This is a genomic window from Blastococcus sp. HT6-4 (assembly GCF_039679125.1).
Taxonomy (GTDB): Bacteria; Actinomycetota; Actinomycetes; order Mycobacteriales; family Geodermatophilaceae; genus Blastococcus; species Blastococcus montanus.
Genome location: NZ_CP155551.1, coordinates 4067167 through 4082808, shown reverse-complemented (window position 1 = coordinate 4082808; position 15642 = coordinate 4067167). Strand labels below are relative to the sequence as shown.

The window sequence follows — 15642 nt, the reverse complement described above, 5'->3', positions numbered from 1 at the left end:
CTGGCACGCCCGGGCCGGGCGCGGATGCCGTGGCCGCGGCGGGCCCGGGATGGCAGGGTGCGGCCGTGCCCGCCGACGCGCCCGCCCCCGAGGTCCTCTGGCAGCCCACCGCCGCGACGATCGCCGCCACCCGCAGCGCCGCCTTCGCCGGCTGGGTGGCGCAGCGGCGCGGGCTCTCCTTCGGCGAGCCCGTCGACTACGACCGGCTGTGGCGCTGGTCGGTGGAGCACCTCGACCAGTTCTGGGCCGACCTGGCGGAGTGGACCGGGGTGCTGCCCGGGGTTCCGGACGAGCAGGTGCTCACCCGTCGGGAGATGCCCGGTGCCGTCTGGTTCCCGGGGACCACGGTCAACTACGCCGCGGAGGTGTTCCGGCAGGCCGCCGACGACCGGCCGGCGCTGGTCGCGGTCGCCGAGGACGTCGAGCCCCAGGAGATCTCCTGGGCGACCCTGCGCGGCCAGGTGGGCGCCTTCGCCGCCACCCTGCGCCGGCTCGGCGTCCGCCCCGGTGACCGGGTGGCCGGCTACCTGCCGAACGTGCCCGAGGCCGTCGTCGCCTTCCTCGGCGCGGCGTCGATCGGGGCGGTGTGGTCCTCGTGCGCCCCCGACTTCGGCACCCGCGCCGTCCTCGACCGGTTCGCCCAGATCGAGCCGACGGTCCTGGTGGCCGTCGACGGCTACCGCTGGAACGGGCGCGCGCACGACCGGCGCGACGTCGTCGCCGAGCTGCGCGCGGCCCTGCCGACCGTCCGGACGACGATCTCGGTGCCGCGGCTGTTCCCGGCCGAGGTGCCCGACGGGGCGCTGGCCTGGGCCGACGCGGTCGCCGACGAGCAGGACCCGGAGTTCGCGCCGACGGCCTTCGACCACCCGCTGTGGATCGTCTACTCGTCGGGCACCACCGGGCTGCCGAAGGGCATCGTGCACGGGCACGGCGGGGTGGTGCTCGAGCAGCGCAAGCAGGCGGCGCTGCACATGGACATCGGCCCCGAGGACCGGTTCTTCTGGTACGCCTCCACCGCCTGGATCATGTGGAACATCGCCACCTCCGCCCTGCTCTGCGGGGCGACGGTGGTGGTCTACGACGGCGCGCCGGCCTACCCGGCGGTGGACGCGCTGTTCGCCCTGGCCGCCCGCACGGGCATCACCTACTTCGGCACCAGCCCCGGATACCTCGGCGCCTGCGAGAAGGCCGGGGAGCGGCCCGGCGAGCGCTACGACCTCTCCGCGGTGCGGTCGATCGGCGTCACCGGATCGCCGCTGCCGGCGTCGACGTTCCGGTGGGTGTACGACGCGGTGTCGGGCGAGGTCTTCCTGGGCTCGCTGTCCGGGGGTACCGACGTCGCGACCGGCTTCATCGGCAGCTCGCTGCTGCTGCCCGTGACCGCCGGGGAGCTGCAGCGGCCGATGCTCGCCGTCGCCGCGGAAGCGTGGGACGAGCGCGGCGAGCCGGTGGTCGGCGAGCTGGGCGAGCTGGTGATCACCGAGCCGATGCCCTCGATGCCGCTGCGCTTCTGGAACGACCCGGACGGTTCCCGCTACCGCGCCGCCTACTTCGAGCCGTGGCCCGGGGTGTGGCGCCACGGCGACTGGCTGGAGATCACCGAGCGCGGCACCTGCCTGATCACCGGCCGGTCGGACTCGACGCTCAACCGCGGCGGCGTGCGCATGGGCACCGCCGACATCTACGCCGTCGTCGAGGCCTTCCCCGAGGTCGTCGACTGCGTGGTGCTCGGCGTCGAGCTGCCCGGCGGCGGCTACTGGATGCCGCTGTTCGTGCAGCTCGCGCCGGGGGAGGAGCTGACCGGTCAGCTGGTCGACCGGCTGAAGGCGGCGATCCGGGCGGAGGCCTCGCCGCGGCACGTGCCCGACGAGGTGATCGCCGTCCCCGGGGTGCCGCACACCCGCACCGGCAAGCGGCTGGAGGTGCCGCTCAAGCGGCTGTTCCAGGGCGTCGACCCGGCGAAGGCGGTCAACACCGGCACGGTCGACGACGCCGCGCTGGTCGAGCACTACGTCGCGCTGGCGCGGGAGCGGTCATCGGGCTCCTCGCGGTGAACCCGGTCACCTCGTGGATGAGCGCGAGGTGCACCGGGAACGAACACGCGATCACCCGCCTGACCGAGGAGGCCGACAGTGGTGTCGACCCAGTCCGAGATCTGGGAGCCCCGGCCCCCGGCGCTGCTGCCCCCGTGGCACACCCCGGAGCGGGAGGCGCTGCAGCAGCAGGCCCGCCGCTTCGCGATGGACGAGGTGCTGCCCGTCGCCGACGAGCTGGACCCGCAGAAGGGCGAGATCCCCGCCTCCCTGCTGGAGCGGATCGCCGAGCTCGGCTACTTCGGCATCACGGTGCCCGCCGAGCAGGGTGGCCTCGGCCTCGGCGTCTTCGAGTACTGCATGGTCAGCGAGGAGCTGGCCCGCGCCTGGATGTCGACGGCGAGCATCCTCGCCCGGTCCCAGGGGCTGGGGACGGCGGTGCCCGACGCGGATCGCCGGCACGAGCTGATGGCCCGCAGCGCCCGTGGCGAGTGGATCGGCGCGATCGCGCTGTCCGAGCCCGACGCCGGCTCCGACCTGGCCGGTGTCTCGACCCGCGCGGTGCTCGACGGTGACGAGTGGGTGGTCACCGGGCGCAAGCGCTGGTGCGGCAACGCCAAGGCGGCCGACTTCATCCAGGTGCTCGTCCGGGAGCGCGAGCCGGAGGAGGGGGAGTCCCGCTCGGCCGGCCTGGTCAACCTGCTGCTGGAGAAGGAGCGCGGCGAGTTCCCCGAGGGGCTCACCGGGCACCCGATCGACAAGATCGGCTACCACGGCTTCCTCACCTGGGACCTCACCTTCGACGGCGTCCGGATCCCGAAGGACAACGTCATCGACGAGGCCCGCGCCGCGCGGGAGGAGAGCGCCGAGGAGGGGGAGGCCGCCAAGCAGGCCGGCTTCGCCGAGGCGCAGAAGTTCCTCAACACCGCCCGGGTGCACACGGCCGCGCGCGCCGTCGGCCTGGCCCGCGCCGCGCTCGAGGACTCGATCGTCTACCTGCAGGAGCGCGAGCAGTTCGGCCACCCGATCGGCGACTTCCAGGCGCTGCGCTTCGCCGTCGCCGAGATGGCGTCGCAGATCGAGCAGTCCCGCGCCTTCTACCGGCAGGTCGCCCACCTGCTCGACCTCGGGCTGCCGGTCGCCAAGGAGGCGTCGATGGTGAAGCTCGAGGCCACCGAGATGTCGGTCCGGGTGACCAACCAGGCCATGCAGCTGCACGGCGGCAACGGCTACACCACCGAGCGGCAGGTCGAGCGGCACTGGCGGGACGCCCGGCTCACCACGATCTTCGAGGGCACCAGCGAGATCCAGAAGCGGATCATCAGCGACCGCCTGCTCCCCCGCAGCCCGCTGGGCTGAGGACGGTCGACGGCGGCCCGCGCGGGTAGATGCGTGGGATGCAGCTCGCCGCGCACCGCGCAGGGTCCGGACCGCCGCTCGTCCTCGTGCACGGCCTGGGGGGCTCGTGGCGGTCGTGGGAGACGGTTCTCCCGGCACTGTCGGCCGAGCGCACCGTGGTCGTCGTCGACCTCCCCGGCTTCGCGGGGGACACCCCGCCGCTGCCCGATCCGTCGATGACCGCGCTCACCGACGCCCTCCAGGAATGGCTGCGCGCCGAAGGGCTGGCCGACGCGCCGCTAATCGGCAGCTCGATGGGCGCCCGGATGGTGCTGGAGCTCAGCCGTCGGGGGATCGGCGGGGACAGCGTCGCCCTCGACCCCGGTGGCTTCTGGACCGACCGCGAGGCCGCCGTCTTCCGCGCCAGCATCGCCGCGTCGGTGGGCCTGCTGCGCCGCATCCGCCCGGTGCTGCCCGCGCTGCTGGGCAACCCGGCCGGCCGGACGGCGCTGCTGGCGCAGTTCTCCGCCCGGCCCTGGGCCCTGGACGCCGACGTCGTCCGCACCGAGCTGGAGGGCTACGTCGACTCGCCGTCCTTCGACGCGGTCCTGGACGACCTCGCGCGTGGCCCGAAGCAGCAGGGTGCGCCGGCCGGCACGCTGCCCGGGCGGCTGACGATCGGCTGGGGACGGCGCGACCGGGTGACCCTCGCCCGCCAGGCGTCCCGGGCCGCCGCGGCCTTCCCGGACGCCGAGCTGTACTGGTTCGAGGGGTCGGGGCACTTCCCGCAGTGGGACCGGCCGGAGGAGACCGTCCGGCTGGTCCTCGAACGCACCAGCGGCGTCAGTCGAGCTTGATCGGCATGAGCATGCTGACGTCGCCGTCGCGGCCGGCGCCGCGGAGCACCAGCGGGGCGATCGGCCCGTCGAGGTCGAGGACCAGCTGCCCGGCGGCCTCGGCGTCGAGGGCCTGGAGCAGGAACTCCCGGTTCACGCCGACCTCGACCGTCCCGAACGTGAGCACCGTGGCGATCTGCTCGACACCGTCCTCCGCGCGCCGCACCGTCCGGGTGGGCGCGGCGGCCAGCTCGCCGCGGAACCGGGCGACGTCGATCTCCACCTGGGCGCTGCCCGCGCCGCGCAGGATGCGGCGGTAGTCGGGGAAGTCGGCGTCCACACGCCGACCGCGCACGGTGCGCCCCGCCAGCTCGACCGCGACGTCGTCCCCCGCCACCCGCACCGTCGCCGGGCCGGACGTCGTCGTCCCGAGGAGCTCGTCGACGAGGGAGATCGGGAGGATGGCGCTGCCCTGCGGGCCGGTGACGTCGGCGGCGATGGTGTGGACCGCCAGCCGATAGCGGTCGGAGGCCACGACGCGGACGGCGTCGTCGGCGACGTCGAGCAGCACGCCGGTGAGCATGGGCAGTCCCGGGTCGGTGCCGACCGCGAAGCGGACGGCGCGCAGGGCGTCGAGCAGGGCGGTGGTCGTGGTGCTGATGCTGGTCATCGGGCTCTCCTGGGCCAGTAGGGATCGGGCGTGGAGGAGCTCACGGCGGGCGTCGGCCAGGCCCTCCTCCAGGCGCGCGAGGTGCGCCTGGAGGACGGCGTCGACGACGGCGGGGTCGTCCCGGTGCTCGATCACCCGGCTGATCCCGGCGAGCGGCATGCCCACCCGCCGGAGCCGGGCCACCAGCCGGGCGATGAGCACCTGGTCGTCGCTGTACCAGCGGTAGTTGCTCCGCGGGTCCACGTGGGCCGGTACGAGCACACCGGCGCCGTCGTAGAACCGCAGGGCGCTCACCGTCAGGCCGGATTCCCGGGCCAGCCGGCCGATCCCCCGCATGCGTCCCTCCACGCCCGTCACCGTGGGGCCTCGACCCGGTCGAGGGTCAAGACTTCTCCGGCGGGCGCAACGCCGTCAGCGAGCGGCGGACGCTCTCGACGATGTTCGCGGCCTCGAGCAGGTCGTCGTCGGTCGTCGCCCGGGCGCGGCGGAGCTCGGTGGTGAATGCGTCCACGGCGTCGTCGGCCCGGTGGACGACCTCGGGGTCCGCGGCCGCCCCGTCGACCGAGCGCAGCGCGTCGGCCAGCGCGTCCAGCGCCCGGGCCGCCGCCGGGCGGAGCTCCGGTCCGAGCGCGACCCGCTCGTTCTCCGCCACCTCGGTCTCGGCGATCACCACGGTCAGGTCCTCGACCAGGAGGGTGAGGCGCTCGAGCGCGCGGGCCTGCCGGTAGAGCCGCTCGGCGCTGTCCCGGTACCGGGCGGCCCGGCGGTTGCCGCGCCGGGCCTCGTCGGTCTGCTGGACCGTGTCCCGCGTCTGGGCGAGCAGCGGGTCGATCGTCCGCATGCGCCCGCGCCACTCGTCCTGCGTCGGCGGGTGCTCCTGCCGCAGCCCGTCCACCACGTCGTCGAGCTGCCCGGCGAGCGTGTCGCGCAGTTCGGTCAGGGCGGCCTCCGCCGGCGCGAGCGGCAGGGGCGGGAACGCGGCGTTCACCAGGATGCCGACGACCGCGCCGCCGAAGGTCAGGCCGGCGAAGGCGACGACGTAGCCGCTGGGGTTGTCCTGCCCGAGGATCAGGACGAAGAGGGCGGCCGTCGGCAGCCAGGTGCTGGAGCTGCCGAGTCGGGACCAGCCGGAGAGCAGCACCCCGACGGCGATCACCAGGGCGAGGGTCAGCAGCCGGTTGTCGAGCAGGGCGTCGCCGACGAGCGCGACCGCCGCACCCAGCGCGATCGAGGCCACCGTCTGCAGCGACGCCCGGACCGAGCTCGCCAGCGTGGACGCCGTCGTCGCGACGACCGCGCCGAGCGGGGCGTAGTAGGGATAGTCGGCGGCCGGGCCGGGGACCAGCTGGACGAGCGACCAGGCCACCACCGCGGCGACGGCCGCGCGGACGGCCAGGCCGAGCCGGGGATGGCGGGCCCAGGTCCGCCGCACGGAACCCCAGCCGTGCGGACGGCCGCCGGCCGCGTTCCCGGTGCGGGGGGTGTGGAGCTGCATCGTCGTCCTGTTCACGGTCCCCGGCGGCTGCTGTGCCCGGTCTGGCATTGCACCACGGGGAGCGCCGCCGCGCCGGTCAGCCCGCGACCGGCAGTGGGCGTCACGGCAGGCGCAGGACGCGGGCTTCCCAGGGGCGGAGGTCGGCGGGGTCGTCGTCGGACAGGTTGCCCAGCACCAGCTCGGCCGCCGGCGCCTCGGGCAGCAGCTCGGCCAGCCGGTAGGGCGTGCGCGAGAGGTTGCAGACGACGAGCAGCGTGTCCTCGTCCAGCGTGCGGGTGAAGGCGTACACGTCGTCGTGGTCGGGCAGCAGCATGTGGAAGTCGCCGAGCGCGACCACCGGCAGGTCGTGCCGCAGCGCGATGAGCCGCCGGTAGTGGGCCAGCACGGAGGTCTCGTCGTCCCGCTGCGCGGCGGCGTTCCACTCCACGTGGTCCGGGTTCACCGCCAGCCACGGCGTCCCGGTGGTGAAACCGGCGTTCGGGGAGGCGTCCCACTGCACCGGCGTCCGGGCGTTGTCCCGGCTCATGCAGCGCAGCGCGGCGAGCACCTCGGTCGGGTCGTGGCCCGCCGACACGGCCTGCACGTGGTGGTTGAGCGACTCGACGTCGCGGAACTCCTCCAGCGCGGTGAACGGGAAGTTGGCCATCCCGATCTCCTGGCCCTGGTAGACGTAGGGCGTCCCGCGGTGCAGGTGCAGCAGCGTGGCCAGGCAGGTGGCCGAGTCGCGCCGGTGCTCGGGGGAGTCGTCGCCGAAGCGGGACACCGCCCGTGGCTGGTCGTGGTTGTCCCAGTAGAGGGAGTTCCAGCCGATGTCGGCCAGCCCGGCCTGCCAGCGACCGAACGACGCCTTGAGGTCGCGCATCCGCAGCGTTTGGATGTCCCACTTCGACGTCCCGTGGTCCAGCCCCACGTGCTCGAACTGGAACACCATGTCCACCTCGCCGCGGGCCGGGTCGGTGAACAGCCGCGCCTGGTCCACCGTCACCCCCGGCATCTCGCCGACGGTCAGCAGCGCGTCCGACCGCCCGGTGAACACCTCGCGGTGCATCTCGGCCAGGTACTCGTGGATCCGCGGCCCGCTCAGGTAGGAGGCCGAGCCGTCACCCAGCGACGAGCCGGGCAGCGGCGGTCCGTCGTGCAGCTCCCCGGCCGGGCCGACGTCCTTGCTGATCATGTTGATGACGTCCATGCGGAAGCCGTCGACCCCGCGGTCGAGCCACCACCGCATCATCGCGTACACCGCCTCCCGGACCTCCGGGTTCTCCCAGTTCAGGTCCGGCTGCCGCCGGTCGAACAGGTGCAGGTAGTACTCGCCGCTGGCCTCGTCCAGCTCCCAGGTCGGGCCGGAGAAGAACGACTGCCAGTTCGTCGGCTCCGCACCCGGGGCGCCGGCCTCCATGCCCTCCCGCGGCGACCGCCACCAGTACCAGTCGCGCTTCGGGTTGTCCGTCGACGAGCGGGATTCGAGGAACCACGGGTGCTGGTCGCTGGTGTGGTTGACCACCAGATCCATGAGCAGCTTCATCCCGCGGGCGTGCAGCGCGGCGATCAGCTCGTCGAGCTGCTCCAGCGACCCGAACAGCGGGTCGATGTCCTGGTAGTCGCTGATGTCGTAGCCGTTGTCGGCCTGCGGTGAGGGGTAGACCGGCGAGAGCCACAGGACGTCGATGCCGAGGTCGGCCAGGTGGTCCAGGTGCAGCAGCACGCCGCCGAGGTCGCCGATGCCGTCGCCGTCGGAGTCCATGAACGAGCGCGGGTACACCTGGTAGACGACGGCGCGGGTCCACCACGCGGGCTGGTCAGCGGCCATGTGCCCAGCCCAGCACGCGCCGCGGCGCCCCGCACGGTCAGAACCCGTGGTGCACGGCCTCCACGTTGTTGCCGTCGGGGTCGCGCAGGAAGACGCCGTAGTAGCCCGGGTGGTACTCGGGCCACTCCCGCGGCTCGTGCAGGACCTCCGCGCCGGCCTCCCGGGCGGCGTCGAAGACCGCGTCCACGGCCTCCCGGGAGGGTGCGGACAGCGCCAGGTGCACCGGGCGGTGGCCGGTGTCCTCGGCCGGGCTGGTCCAGAGCTGCGGCTGCCCGTCGGGCCCGCACAGTCCGATCACCGGCCCGTGCGGCGTGTCGATGCGCATGGCCTCGCGGATGGCGCAGGCCGCGAATACGCGCTGGTAGAAGGACGCCGCCGCCTCGGCGTCGGCGCACTGCAGACCCAGGTGGTCGATCATGGCCGGACCGTAGCGAGGAGGACCGCTCTCCGGCACCGGTCGCGGTGCGCTGCTTGGATGGAGGACGACGGCGCCGGGACCGACCCGGCGCGGGAGGGAGAACCGTGGCCGAGCTGACCCGACCCGAGGTCGAGCCCCCCACCGGGCCGGCGCCCGACGACCTGGTGATCGAGGATCTCGTCATCGGTGATGGTGCCGAGGCCAAGGCCGGCGACCTGGTGAGCACTCACTACGTCGGCGTCACCCACGAGGGCGGCGAGCAGTTCGACGCCTCCTGGGACCGCGGCGAGCCACTGGAGTTCCGGGTGGGTGTCGGCATGGTCATCCAGGGCTGGGACGAGGGCATCGTCGGCATGAAGGTCGGCGGGCGCCGCCGGCTGACCATCCCGCCGCACAAGGCCTACGGCGACCGCGGCGCCGGCGGCGTCATCAAGCCCGGCGCGACGCTGGTCTTCGTGGTCGACCTCGTCGGCGTCCGCCCCTTCACCGGCGGCTGACCGCTCGACGGAATGGTTGAAGAGGCAACGACGTTGGGCCGGGCATGCAGGTAGAGGTCTGGTCCGACGTCGTGTGCCCGTGGTGCTACATCGGCAAGCGCCGCCTGGAGGCCGCGCTGGAGAAGTTCCCGCACCGCGACCAGGTCGAGGTCGTCTGGCGGTCGTTCCAGCTCGACCCCACCGCGCCGGAGGGCGAGACGCACCCGACGCTGCCCGCGCTGGCCCGCAAGTACGGCACCAGCGTCGAGCAGATGCGGCAGAACATGGCGCAGGTCGAGCAGGTCGCCGCCGGTGAGGGGCTGGAGTACCACCTGACCGACGCCGTGAGCGGGAACACCCTCCCGGCGCACGAGTTGCTGCACCTGGCGGCTGAGCACGGCAGGCGCAACGAGCTCAAGGAGCTGCTGCTGCACGCCTACTTCGAAGAGGGGCGGCCGGTCTTCGACGTCGAGTCGCTGGTCCCCTTCGGCGTCCAGGTGGGCCTGGACGAGGCCGAGGTGCGCGCGGCGCTGACCGACCGGCGCTACCTCGCCGCGGTGCGGCAGGACAGCGCCACCGCGCAGTCGCTGGGCGCCACGGGCGTGCCGTTCTTCGTCGTCGACCGCAAGTACGGCGCCGCGGGCGCCCAGCCGGCCGAGCTGCTGCTGCAGCTGCTCGAACGGGCCTGGGCGGACGCCAACCCGCTGGTCACCGTCCCCGCCGCCGACGGCTGCACCGACGACAGTTGCGCCGTCTAACCCAGCAGCCCCGCGACCCGGCGCAGCGCCGCTTCGGCGCCGGCGGTGAGGTCGCGGACGACGTCGGCCGCCGGGCGCTCCGCCGTCACCAGCCCGACGGACTCCCCGGCGTAGAGCGGCGCCTGCTCCAGGTCGTCGGTCTGCCGGGCGTCGGCCACCCGCTGCGCGGCGGCGTCGTCCCGGGCGAGCTCCGCCTCGCGGCCGTGCCACGTTCGGGAGAACTCGTTCTCCAGCGCGCGGCCCGGCCAGCGCTCGGGCCAGGGCAGGCGCTGCGCGACGTCGAACGACCGGGTGAGCACCGTGTCCTCCCCGGCCGCGGCCCGCACCCGCGCGCGGGCGGCGGGGGAGTTGAGCCCCTCCGGGCAGGACAGCAGCGGCGTGCCGATCCAGGCGCCCGCCGCACCGGCAGCGAGGACGGCGGCGACGCCCGCGCCGGTGGCGATCCCGCCGGCGGCCAGCACCGGGCGGTCGGTGAGCGCGAGCACCTCCTGCAGCAGCGGGAGGGTGGCCCGGTGCCCGGTGTGCCCGCCGGCCTCGCTGCCCTGTGCGACGACGACGTCGACCCCGGCGGCCAGCGCGCGGTGCACGTCGGCCACGGTGTTGACCTGCGCCGCGACGGCGATCCCGGCGTCGTGCAGCCGCGGCACCCAGGGCGCCGGGTCGCCGAACGAGATCGAGACCAGGTCGGGTGTCGCGTCGATGGTGGCCTCGAGCAGGTCGGGCCGGTCGGGAAGCGCCCAGGCCATCAGCCCGACGCCGAACGGCAGGGCCTCGGCGCGGGGGATCGCGCATTGCTCGACGACGAAGGACGCCGGCGTCGTGCTGCCGACGCCGATCATGCCGAGGCCGCCGCCGAGGGACACCGCCCGCGCGAGCGCCCCCCCGGCCACGCCGGCCATCGGCGCGCCGACGACGGGGGCGGACAGGCCGAACCGGCGGGTCAGCGGGGTGGTGAGCACGCGCCCATCGTCCCGCCGACCCGCCGCGGCGTCACTGGGTCGCCGGGCCGCCCTGCTCGGTGCCCTGGAGCCGGCCCAGGAACTCGTGGCAGCGACGCGCGCGCTGGGAGTCCTGCTCCATCACCTCGCGGAAGAACGCCGCGACGTCGTCCAGGCCCGCGTTCTCGGCGTCCCGGACGTACTGGCCGTAGTCGTGCCCGGCCTTGAGCGAGTGGTACTGGACGGAGACGAGGTCGTAGAAGACGTCCTCGAAGCCGGTTTCACCGGTTGCCATCGGTCCTCCTCGGTCGTGCGGGTTCGGACATCCGGGTCAGTGCCCCGCGGCGCCCCGGATCGAAACGGACCGCTTCGACACGGGCGACCGCAGGTCAGGTCGACGGGCGGTCGGAGAACGCGCCGCCGGTGACGTCGCCGCCGCCGGCCTCGTCCTCGGGCGTCGCGCTCGAGGCGAGCTCGTCCTCGCCGGCGGCGACGGGGTCGTCGGCGGCCGAGGCGAGGTCCTCGCCCTCACCCAGCGCGCCGGGGTCCGCCTGCAGGGTGCGGGGGTCGTTGAGCGGGTCGGGCACGTCCGGATCGGTGACGGTCATGGCGTCCTCCTTTCCCGGGGCGCCACGCACCAACCCCTGGCAGAACGCGTAACCGAGGTGTTACGTGTTCCGCGTGGAGGCGATGCAGGCGCTCGGCGACCCGACCCGGCGGGCCCTGCTCGACCTGCTCGCGGGCGGCGAGCTGGCGGCCGGGGAGCTGGCCGAGCGCTTCCCGGTCAGCCGCCCGGCGATCAGCCGGCACCTCCGGGTGCTGCGCGAGGCCGGCCTGGTCCGGGTGCGCAGCGACGGGCGGCAGCGGCTGTACGCGCTCGACACCGGGCCGCTGAAGGAGATCGACGCGTGGCTCGAGTCGTACCGCGACCTGTGGGCGCAGCGGCTGGACGCGCTGGACACCGAGATCGCCCGCGGCCGGCGGGCGCGCAGAGTTGGAGGACCGGCATGACCGAGGACCTGGACACCCGGCGAGGCACCGTCACCACCGAGGACGACGGCCGGCAGCGGCTGGAGTTCCGCCGCAGCTGGCCCGACCCGATCGACGACGTCTGGGCGGCGCTCACCGAGCCGGACCGCATGGCGCGGTGGATCGGCACGTACGAGGGCGAGCGCCGGCCCGGTGGCACCGGCACGTTCACGATGACCCAGGAGGAGCAGCAGATCGGGGAGCCGATGACGATCCGCGAGTGCGATCCGCCGCGCCGGGTCGTGGTCGAGTGGACCCAGCAGGAGACCGAGGACTGGTCGGTCGCCCTCGATCTGTGGACCGAGGACGGGCGGACCGAGCTCCGGTTCACCCAGGTCTTCCCGGCCGGGGCCGACGTCGCCGACTTCGCCATGGGCTGGCACTGGTACCTGGACAAGCTCGACGCCGAGGTGAGCGGGCGCCCGGTGCCCGGCGGGTGGGAGACCTTCTCGGCGGAGGTCGGGCCCGCCTACGGCCGGTGCTGACGCCGGGCCGGCACGGCCGTCACCACCGCGCCGCCCGAGCCGGTGCGCCCGGTCGTCCGCCGGGTCGCCCCGGTCTCGTCAGGCGGGCTGCACCTGGACCGGGTCCGGGCCGGTCCAGGGTCCCAGCCGCCCCAGGAGCCGGTCGCGGGCCGCCAGCCGGGGGCCCGCCTGCACCGGGTAGCCGTCGTGGCTGCCGGTGAGCTCGCGCGCCGCGCGGGCGGCGAAGTTCGGGTCGTCCTGCGCCTCGCGCGCGACCGCCACCAGGTCGGCGTGGCCCTGCGCGACGATCGCCTCGGCCTGCCGGGCGTCGACGATGAGCCCGACGGCCATGGTGGCGATGTCGGCCTCCGCCCGGATCCGAGCCGCGTGTGGCACCTGGTAGCCGTAGCCGATCGGATGCTGCCAGCCGCCGCCGAGGCCCCCGCCGGAGGCGTCGACGACGTCGACCCCGCGCTCCTTCAGCTCGCGGGCGAACGCGACGGTGTCCTCGAGCGTGATGCCGCCGGTGGACCCGTCGACGGCGGAGACGCGGACGAACAGCGGCCGGTCCGCCGGCCAGGCGGCGCGCACGGCCGCCACGACCTCCAGCGGGAAGCGCATGCGCGCCTCCCGGGAGCCGCCGTAGCCGTCCTCGCGGTGGTTGGAGAGCGGTGAGAGGAACTGGTGCAGCAGGTAGCCGTGGGCCGCGTGCACCTCGACGACGTCGAAACCGGCGGCCAGCGAGCGGCGCGTGGCCGCGACGAAGGCCTCCCGGACCTCGGTCAGCTCCTCGACGGTCAGCGCGTGCGGCGTCGGCCACCCCGGACCGGCGGGGACCGGGCCGGCCGAGACGGTGGGCCAGGGCTCCTCGCCCGGGCGCGCGTTCTCCGGGGTGACCGGGCCGTCGCCCTCCCACGGGCGCCGGCTGCTGGCCTTCGCCCCGGCGTGGGCGAGCTGGATCCCGGCCGCGGATCCGTGGGTGTGCAGGAACTCCACCACCCGGGCCAGGCCGGGGACGTGCTCGTCCGACCAGAGGCCGACGTCGCCGTGGCTGATCCGGCCCTCGGGGGTGACCCCGGTCGCCTCGACCACGACCAGCCCGAACCCGCCCAGGGCGAACCGCCCCAGATGGGCCAGGTGGTAGTCGCCGACGAGGCCGTCGGTCACCGAGTACTGGCACATGGGGGCGACGACGAGCCGGTTCGGCAGCGTGACGCCGCGGAGGTGCAGGGGCGACAGCACGGTGGGAACGTTCACGAGCGGCGCAACCCTCCCGTCGACCGCGGTCTTCCCCGGCCGGTCAGGGCCCCCCAAAACCTGTAAACCAGACGTCCTAGACGTAACATCTCTCACGGTTACACCGGGGCCAGCCGCCGGTAACCTCACCTGACCCGGATCGCTGCACCAGCACCGACCCGGGCAGGCAGCACCAGCGCCGGGGCCACAGTCGCCCGGCCACCAGAGGATGGAGACGCCGTGACTTCAGTGGCCACCCCCGGTCTCGACAACGCCCCCACCACGCATGCGCGCCTCCTGGCATGGGTCCGGGAGATGGCCGAGCTGACGACGCCGGACCAGGTGGTCTGGGTCGACGGCACCGACGAGGAGTGGGAGCGGCTCACCCGGAAGCTCGTCGACGCCGGCACCTTCACGCCGCTGGCGAAGAAGCCCAACTCGTTCTGGTGCGCCTCCGACCCCAGCGACGTCGCGCGCGTCGAGGACCGCACCTACATCTGCTCGGTCGACGAGGCCGACGCGGGTCCCACCAACAACTGGATGGACCCGAACGAGATGAAGTCGGTCATGACCGAGCTGTACCGGGGGTGCATGCGCGGCCGGACGATGTACGTCATCCCGTTCTGCATGGGCCCGGTCGAGGCCGAGAACCCGATGTTCGGCGTCGAGCTCACCGACTCGGAGTACGTCGTCGTCTCCATGCGGGTCATGGCGCGCATCGGCAGCCGCATCCTCGAGGCGATGGGCACCGACCGCCCGTTCGTGCCGGCCATGCACTCCCTCGGCGCCCCGCTCGAGGAGGGCCAGGCCGACGTCCCGTGGCCCTGCAGCGACACCAAGTACATCGTGCACTTCCCCGAGGAGCGGGCCATCTGGTCCTACGGCTCCGGGTACGGCGGCAACGCGCTGCTGGGCAAGAAGTGCTACTCGCTGCGCATCGCCTCGGTCATGGCCCGCGACGAGGGCTGGCTGGCCGAGCACATGCTCATCCTCAAGCTCACCAACCCGCAGCAGAAGACCTACTACATCGCCGCCGCCTTCCCCTCGGCCTGCGGGAAGACCAACCTGGCGATGCTCGAGCCGACCATCCCCGGCTGGAAGGTCGAGACCCTGGGCGACGACATCGCCTGGATGCGCTTCGGTGAGGACGGCCGCCTCTACGCCCTCAACCCCGAGTTCGGCCTCTTCGGCGTCGCGCCGGGCACCGGCTGGGACACCAACCCCAACGCCATGCGCACGATCGACCAGGGCAACTCGGTCTTCACCAACGTCGCTCTCACCGACGACGGCGACATCTGGTGGGAGGGCATGACCGACGAGCCGCCGGCCCACCTGACCGACTGGAAGGGCCGGGACTGGACGCCGGAGTCCGACGAGCTCTCGTCGCACCCGAACTCGCGGTTCTGCACCCCGATCACCCAGTGCCCCATCCTGGCGCCGGAGTACGACGACCCGAAGGGCGTGCCGATCTCGGCGATCCTCTTCGGCGGCCGCCGCAAGACCACCATCCCGCTGATCAGCGAGGCCCGGGACTGGAACCACGGCGTCTTCATGGGCGCGACGCTCTCCTCGGAGACCACCGCCGCCGCCACCGGTGCCGTCGGCGTCGTCCGCCGCGACCCGTTCGCCATGCTGCCGTTCATCGGTTACAACGCCGGTGACTACTTCGGCCACTGGGTGAACACCGGCAAGCAGCACGACGCCAGCAAGCTGCCCCGGATCTTCTACGTGAACTGGTTCCGGCGCGACGAGGACGGCGGCTTCCTGTGGCCGGGCTTCGGCGAGAACAGCCGGGTCCTCAAGTGGGTCGTCGAGCGCCTCGAGGGCACCGCTGCCGCCGTCGAGACGCCGGTCGGCCACGTTCCCACGGCCGACTCGCTCGACGTCTCCGGGCTCGACATGGCCCCCGAGCAGGTCGAGAAGGCGCTCGCGGTCAAGCCGGAGGAGTGGCGGGAGGAGATCCCGCAGATCACCGAGTGGTTCGAGAAGTTCGGTGACAAGCTGCCCAGCACGATGTGGGACGAGCTCGAGATCCTGAAGAGCCGACTCGCCTGATCGAGGGCCCTTCCCGATCCGGGAAGGGGGCCGACCGAGGCCCGGGACCGTCGTGGTCCCGGGCCTCGGCCGTTCCCCGACCG

The 15642-nt window shown here is 73.8% G+C and carries 16 protein-coding genes; 8 read left to right on the top strand and 8 right to left on the bottom strand.

The annotated features are described in order from the left end of the window. Window positions 1-65: 65 nt before the first annotated feature. The 3 genes from ABDB74_RS19575 (at window position 66) to ABDB74_RS19565 (ending at window position 4231) form a co-directional block, all read left to right on the top strand. The gene (locus ABDB74_RS19575) at window positions 66-2057 is read left to right on the top strand and encodes an acetoacetate--CoA ligase (protein WP_346620516.1); all 1992 of its coding nucleotides are present in this window, start codon (window positions 66-68) and stop codon (window positions 2055-2057) included. An 81-nt stretch (window positions 2058-2138) separates the two neighbouring features. Continuing rightward, a complete protein-coding gene (locus ABDB74_RS19570) occupies window positions 2139-3395 on the top strand; it encodes an acyl-CoA dehydrogenase family protein (RefSeq protein ID WP_346620515.1) in 1257 nt (418 codons plus the stop codon). A 38-nt stretch (window positions 3396-3433) separates the two neighbouring features. Continuing rightward, entirely contained in the window at window positions 3434-4231 is a 798-nt protein-coding gene (locus ABDB74_RS19565; RefSeq protein ID WP_346620513.1) for an alpha/beta fold hydrolase, read from the top strand. Here the strand turns inward: ABDB74_RS19565 and ABDB74_RS19560 are convergent. The 4 genes from ABDB74_RS19560 to ABDB74_RS19545 all read right to left on the bottom strand — a co-directional run bounded on the left by ABDB74_RS19560 (window position 4218) and on the right by ABDB74_RS19545 (window position 8603). Then, window positions 4218-5228 (bottom strand): MerR family transcriptional regulator, encoded by a 1011-nt coding sequence (locus ABDB74_RS19560; RefSeq protein ID WP_346620511.1) that lies wholly within the window; start codon window positions 5226-5228, stop codon window positions 4218-4220. The genes ABDB74_RS19565 and ABDB74_RS19560 overlap by 14 nt on opposite strands. A 34-nt stretch (window positions 5229-5262) precedes the next feature. After that, a complete protein-coding gene (locus ABDB74_RS19555) occupies window positions 5263-6375 on the bottom strand; it encodes a hypothetical protein (RefSeq protein WP_346620509.1) in 1113 nt (370 codons plus the stop codon). A 100-nt stretch (window positions 6376-6475) separates the two neighbouring features. Continuing rightward, window positions 6476-8185 carry an alpha-glucosidase gene (locus tag ABDB74_RS19550; protein ID WP_346620507.1) on the bottom strand — a complete coding sequence of 570 codons (1710 nt, stop codon included), beginning with the start codon at window positions 8183-8185 and terminating at the stop codon, window positions 6476-6478. A 37-nt stretch (window positions 8186-8222) separates the two neighbouring features. Next, window positions 8223-8603: a VOC family protein gene (locus ABDB74_RS19545; RefSeq protein ID WP_346620505.1), complete on the bottom strand. Its 381-nt coding sequence runs from the start codon at window positions 8601-8603 to the stop codon at window positions 8223-8225. Window positions 8604-8707: 104 nt separating this feature from the next. On the opposite strand from ABDB74_RS19545, the gene ABDB74_RS19540 reads away from it, so the two are divergent. Then, window positions 8708-9100 carry an FKBP-type peptidyl-prolyl cis-trans isomerase gene (locus tag ABDB74_RS19540; RefSeq protein WP_346620504.1) on the top strand — a complete coding sequence of 131 codons (393 nt, stop codon included), beginning with the start codon at window positions 8708-8710 and terminating at the stop codon, window positions 9098-9100. A gap of 44 nt (window positions 9101-9144) precedes the next feature. Continuing rightward, window positions 9145-9837, top strand: coding sequence for a DsbA family oxidoreductase (locus ABDB74_RS19535; protein ID WP_346620502.1), 693 nt, complete (start codon window positions 9145-9147; stop codon window positions 9835-9837). On the opposite strand, the gene ABDB74_RS19530 is transcribed toward ABDB74_RS19535, so the two are convergent. From ABDB74_RS19530 to ABDB74_RS19520, 3 genes are all read right to left on the bottom strand, one after another. Continuing rightward, complete coding sequence (locus ABDB74_RS19530; RefSeq protein ID WP_346620500.1) at window positions 9834-10796, bottom strand: nitronate monooxygenase; 963 nt, start codon at window positions 10794-10796, stop codon at window positions 9834-9836. The genes ABDB74_RS19535 and ABDB74_RS19530 overlap by 4 nt on opposite strands. Before the next feature lie 31 nt (window positions 10797-10827). Beyond that, a complete protein-coding gene (locus ABDB74_RS19525) occupies window positions 10828-11070 on the bottom strand; it encodes an acyl carrier protein (protein WP_346620498.1) in 243 nt (80 codons plus the stop codon). 94 nt (window positions 11071-11164) lie between these two features. After that, complete coding sequence (locus tag ABDB74_RS19520) at window positions 11165-11383, bottom strand: hypothetical protein (protein ID WP_346620496.1); 219 nt, start codon at window positions 11381-11383, stop codon at window positions 11165-11167. A 64-nt stretch (window positions 11384-11447) separates the two neighbouring features. Here ABDB74_RS19520 and ABDB74_RS19515 point away from each other — a divergent pair, with 64 nt between their 5' ends. Together ABDB74_RS19515 and ABDB74_RS19510 are read left to right on the top strand one after the other, a co-directional pair. Further along, window positions 11448-11786 carry a metalloregulator ArsR/SmtB family transcription factor gene (locus ABDB74_RS19515; protein WP_346620495.1) on the top strand — a complete coding sequence of 113 codons (339 nt, stop codon included), beginning with the start codon at window positions 11448-11450 and terminating at the stop codon, window positions 11784-11786. Further along, entirely contained in the window at window positions 11783-12289 is a 507-nt protein-coding gene (locus tag ABDB74_RS19510) for an SRPBCC family protein (protein WP_346620494.1), read from the top strand. Before ABDB74_RS19515 ends, ABDB74_RS19510 begins: the two co-directional genes overlap by 4 nt. 78 nt (window positions 12290-12367) lie before the next feature. On the opposite strand, the gene ABDB74_RS19505 is transcribed toward ABDB74_RS19510, so the two are convergent. Beyond that, window positions 12368-13525, bottom strand: coding sequence for an NADH:flavin oxidoreductase/NADH oxidase (locus ABDB74_RS19505; RefSeq protein ID WP_346620492.1), 1158 nt, complete (start codon window positions 13523-13525; stop codon window positions 12368-12370). A gap of 219 nt (window positions 13526-13744) precedes the next feature. On the opposite strand from ABDB74_RS19505, the gene ABDB74_RS19500 reads away from it, so the two are divergent. Beyond that, a complete protein-coding gene (locus ABDB74_RS19500) occupies window positions 13745-15559 on the top strand; it encodes a phosphoenolpyruvate carboxykinase (GTP) (protein WP_346620491.1) in 1815 nt (604 codons plus the stop codon). The last annotated feature ends 83 nt before the right edge of the window (window positions 15560-15642 follow it).

Bases quoted from the DNA above. Each gene is read 5' to 3' on its own strand.
- ABDB74_RS19565 (WP_346620513.1), top strand. From the start codon at position 3,434: ATGCAGCTCGCCGCGCACCGCGCAGGGTCCGGACCGCCGCTCGTCCTC.
- ABDB74_RS19555 (WP_346620509.1), bottom strand. From the start codon at position 6,375: ATGCAGCTCCACACCCCCCGCACCGGGAACGCGGCCGGCGGCCGTCCG.
- ABDB74_RS19550 (WP_346620507.1), bottom strand. From the start codon at position 8,185: ATGGCCGCTGACCAGCCCGCGTGGTGGACCCGCGCCGTCGTCTACCAG.
- ABDB74_RS19545 (WP_346620505.1), bottom strand. From the start codon at position 8,603: ATGATCGACCACCTGGGTCTGCAGTGCGCCGACGCCGAGGCGGCGGCG.
- ABDB74_RS19535 (WP_346620502.1), top strand. From the start codon at position 9,145: ATGCAGGTAGAGGTCTGGTCCGACGTCGTGTGCCCGTGGTGCTACATC.
- ABDB74_RS19525 (WP_346620498.1), bottom strand. From the start codon at position 11,070: ATGGCAACCGGTGAAACCGGCTTCGAGGACGTCTTCTACGACCTCGTC.
- ABDB74_RS19520 (WP_346620496.1), bottom strand. From the start codon at position 11,383: ATGACCGTCACCGATCCGGACGTGCCCGACCCGCTCAACGACCCCCGC.
- ABDB74_RS19510 (WP_346620494.1), top strand. From the start codon at position 11,783: ATGACCGAGGACCTGGACACCCGGCGAGGCACCGTCACCACCGAGGAC.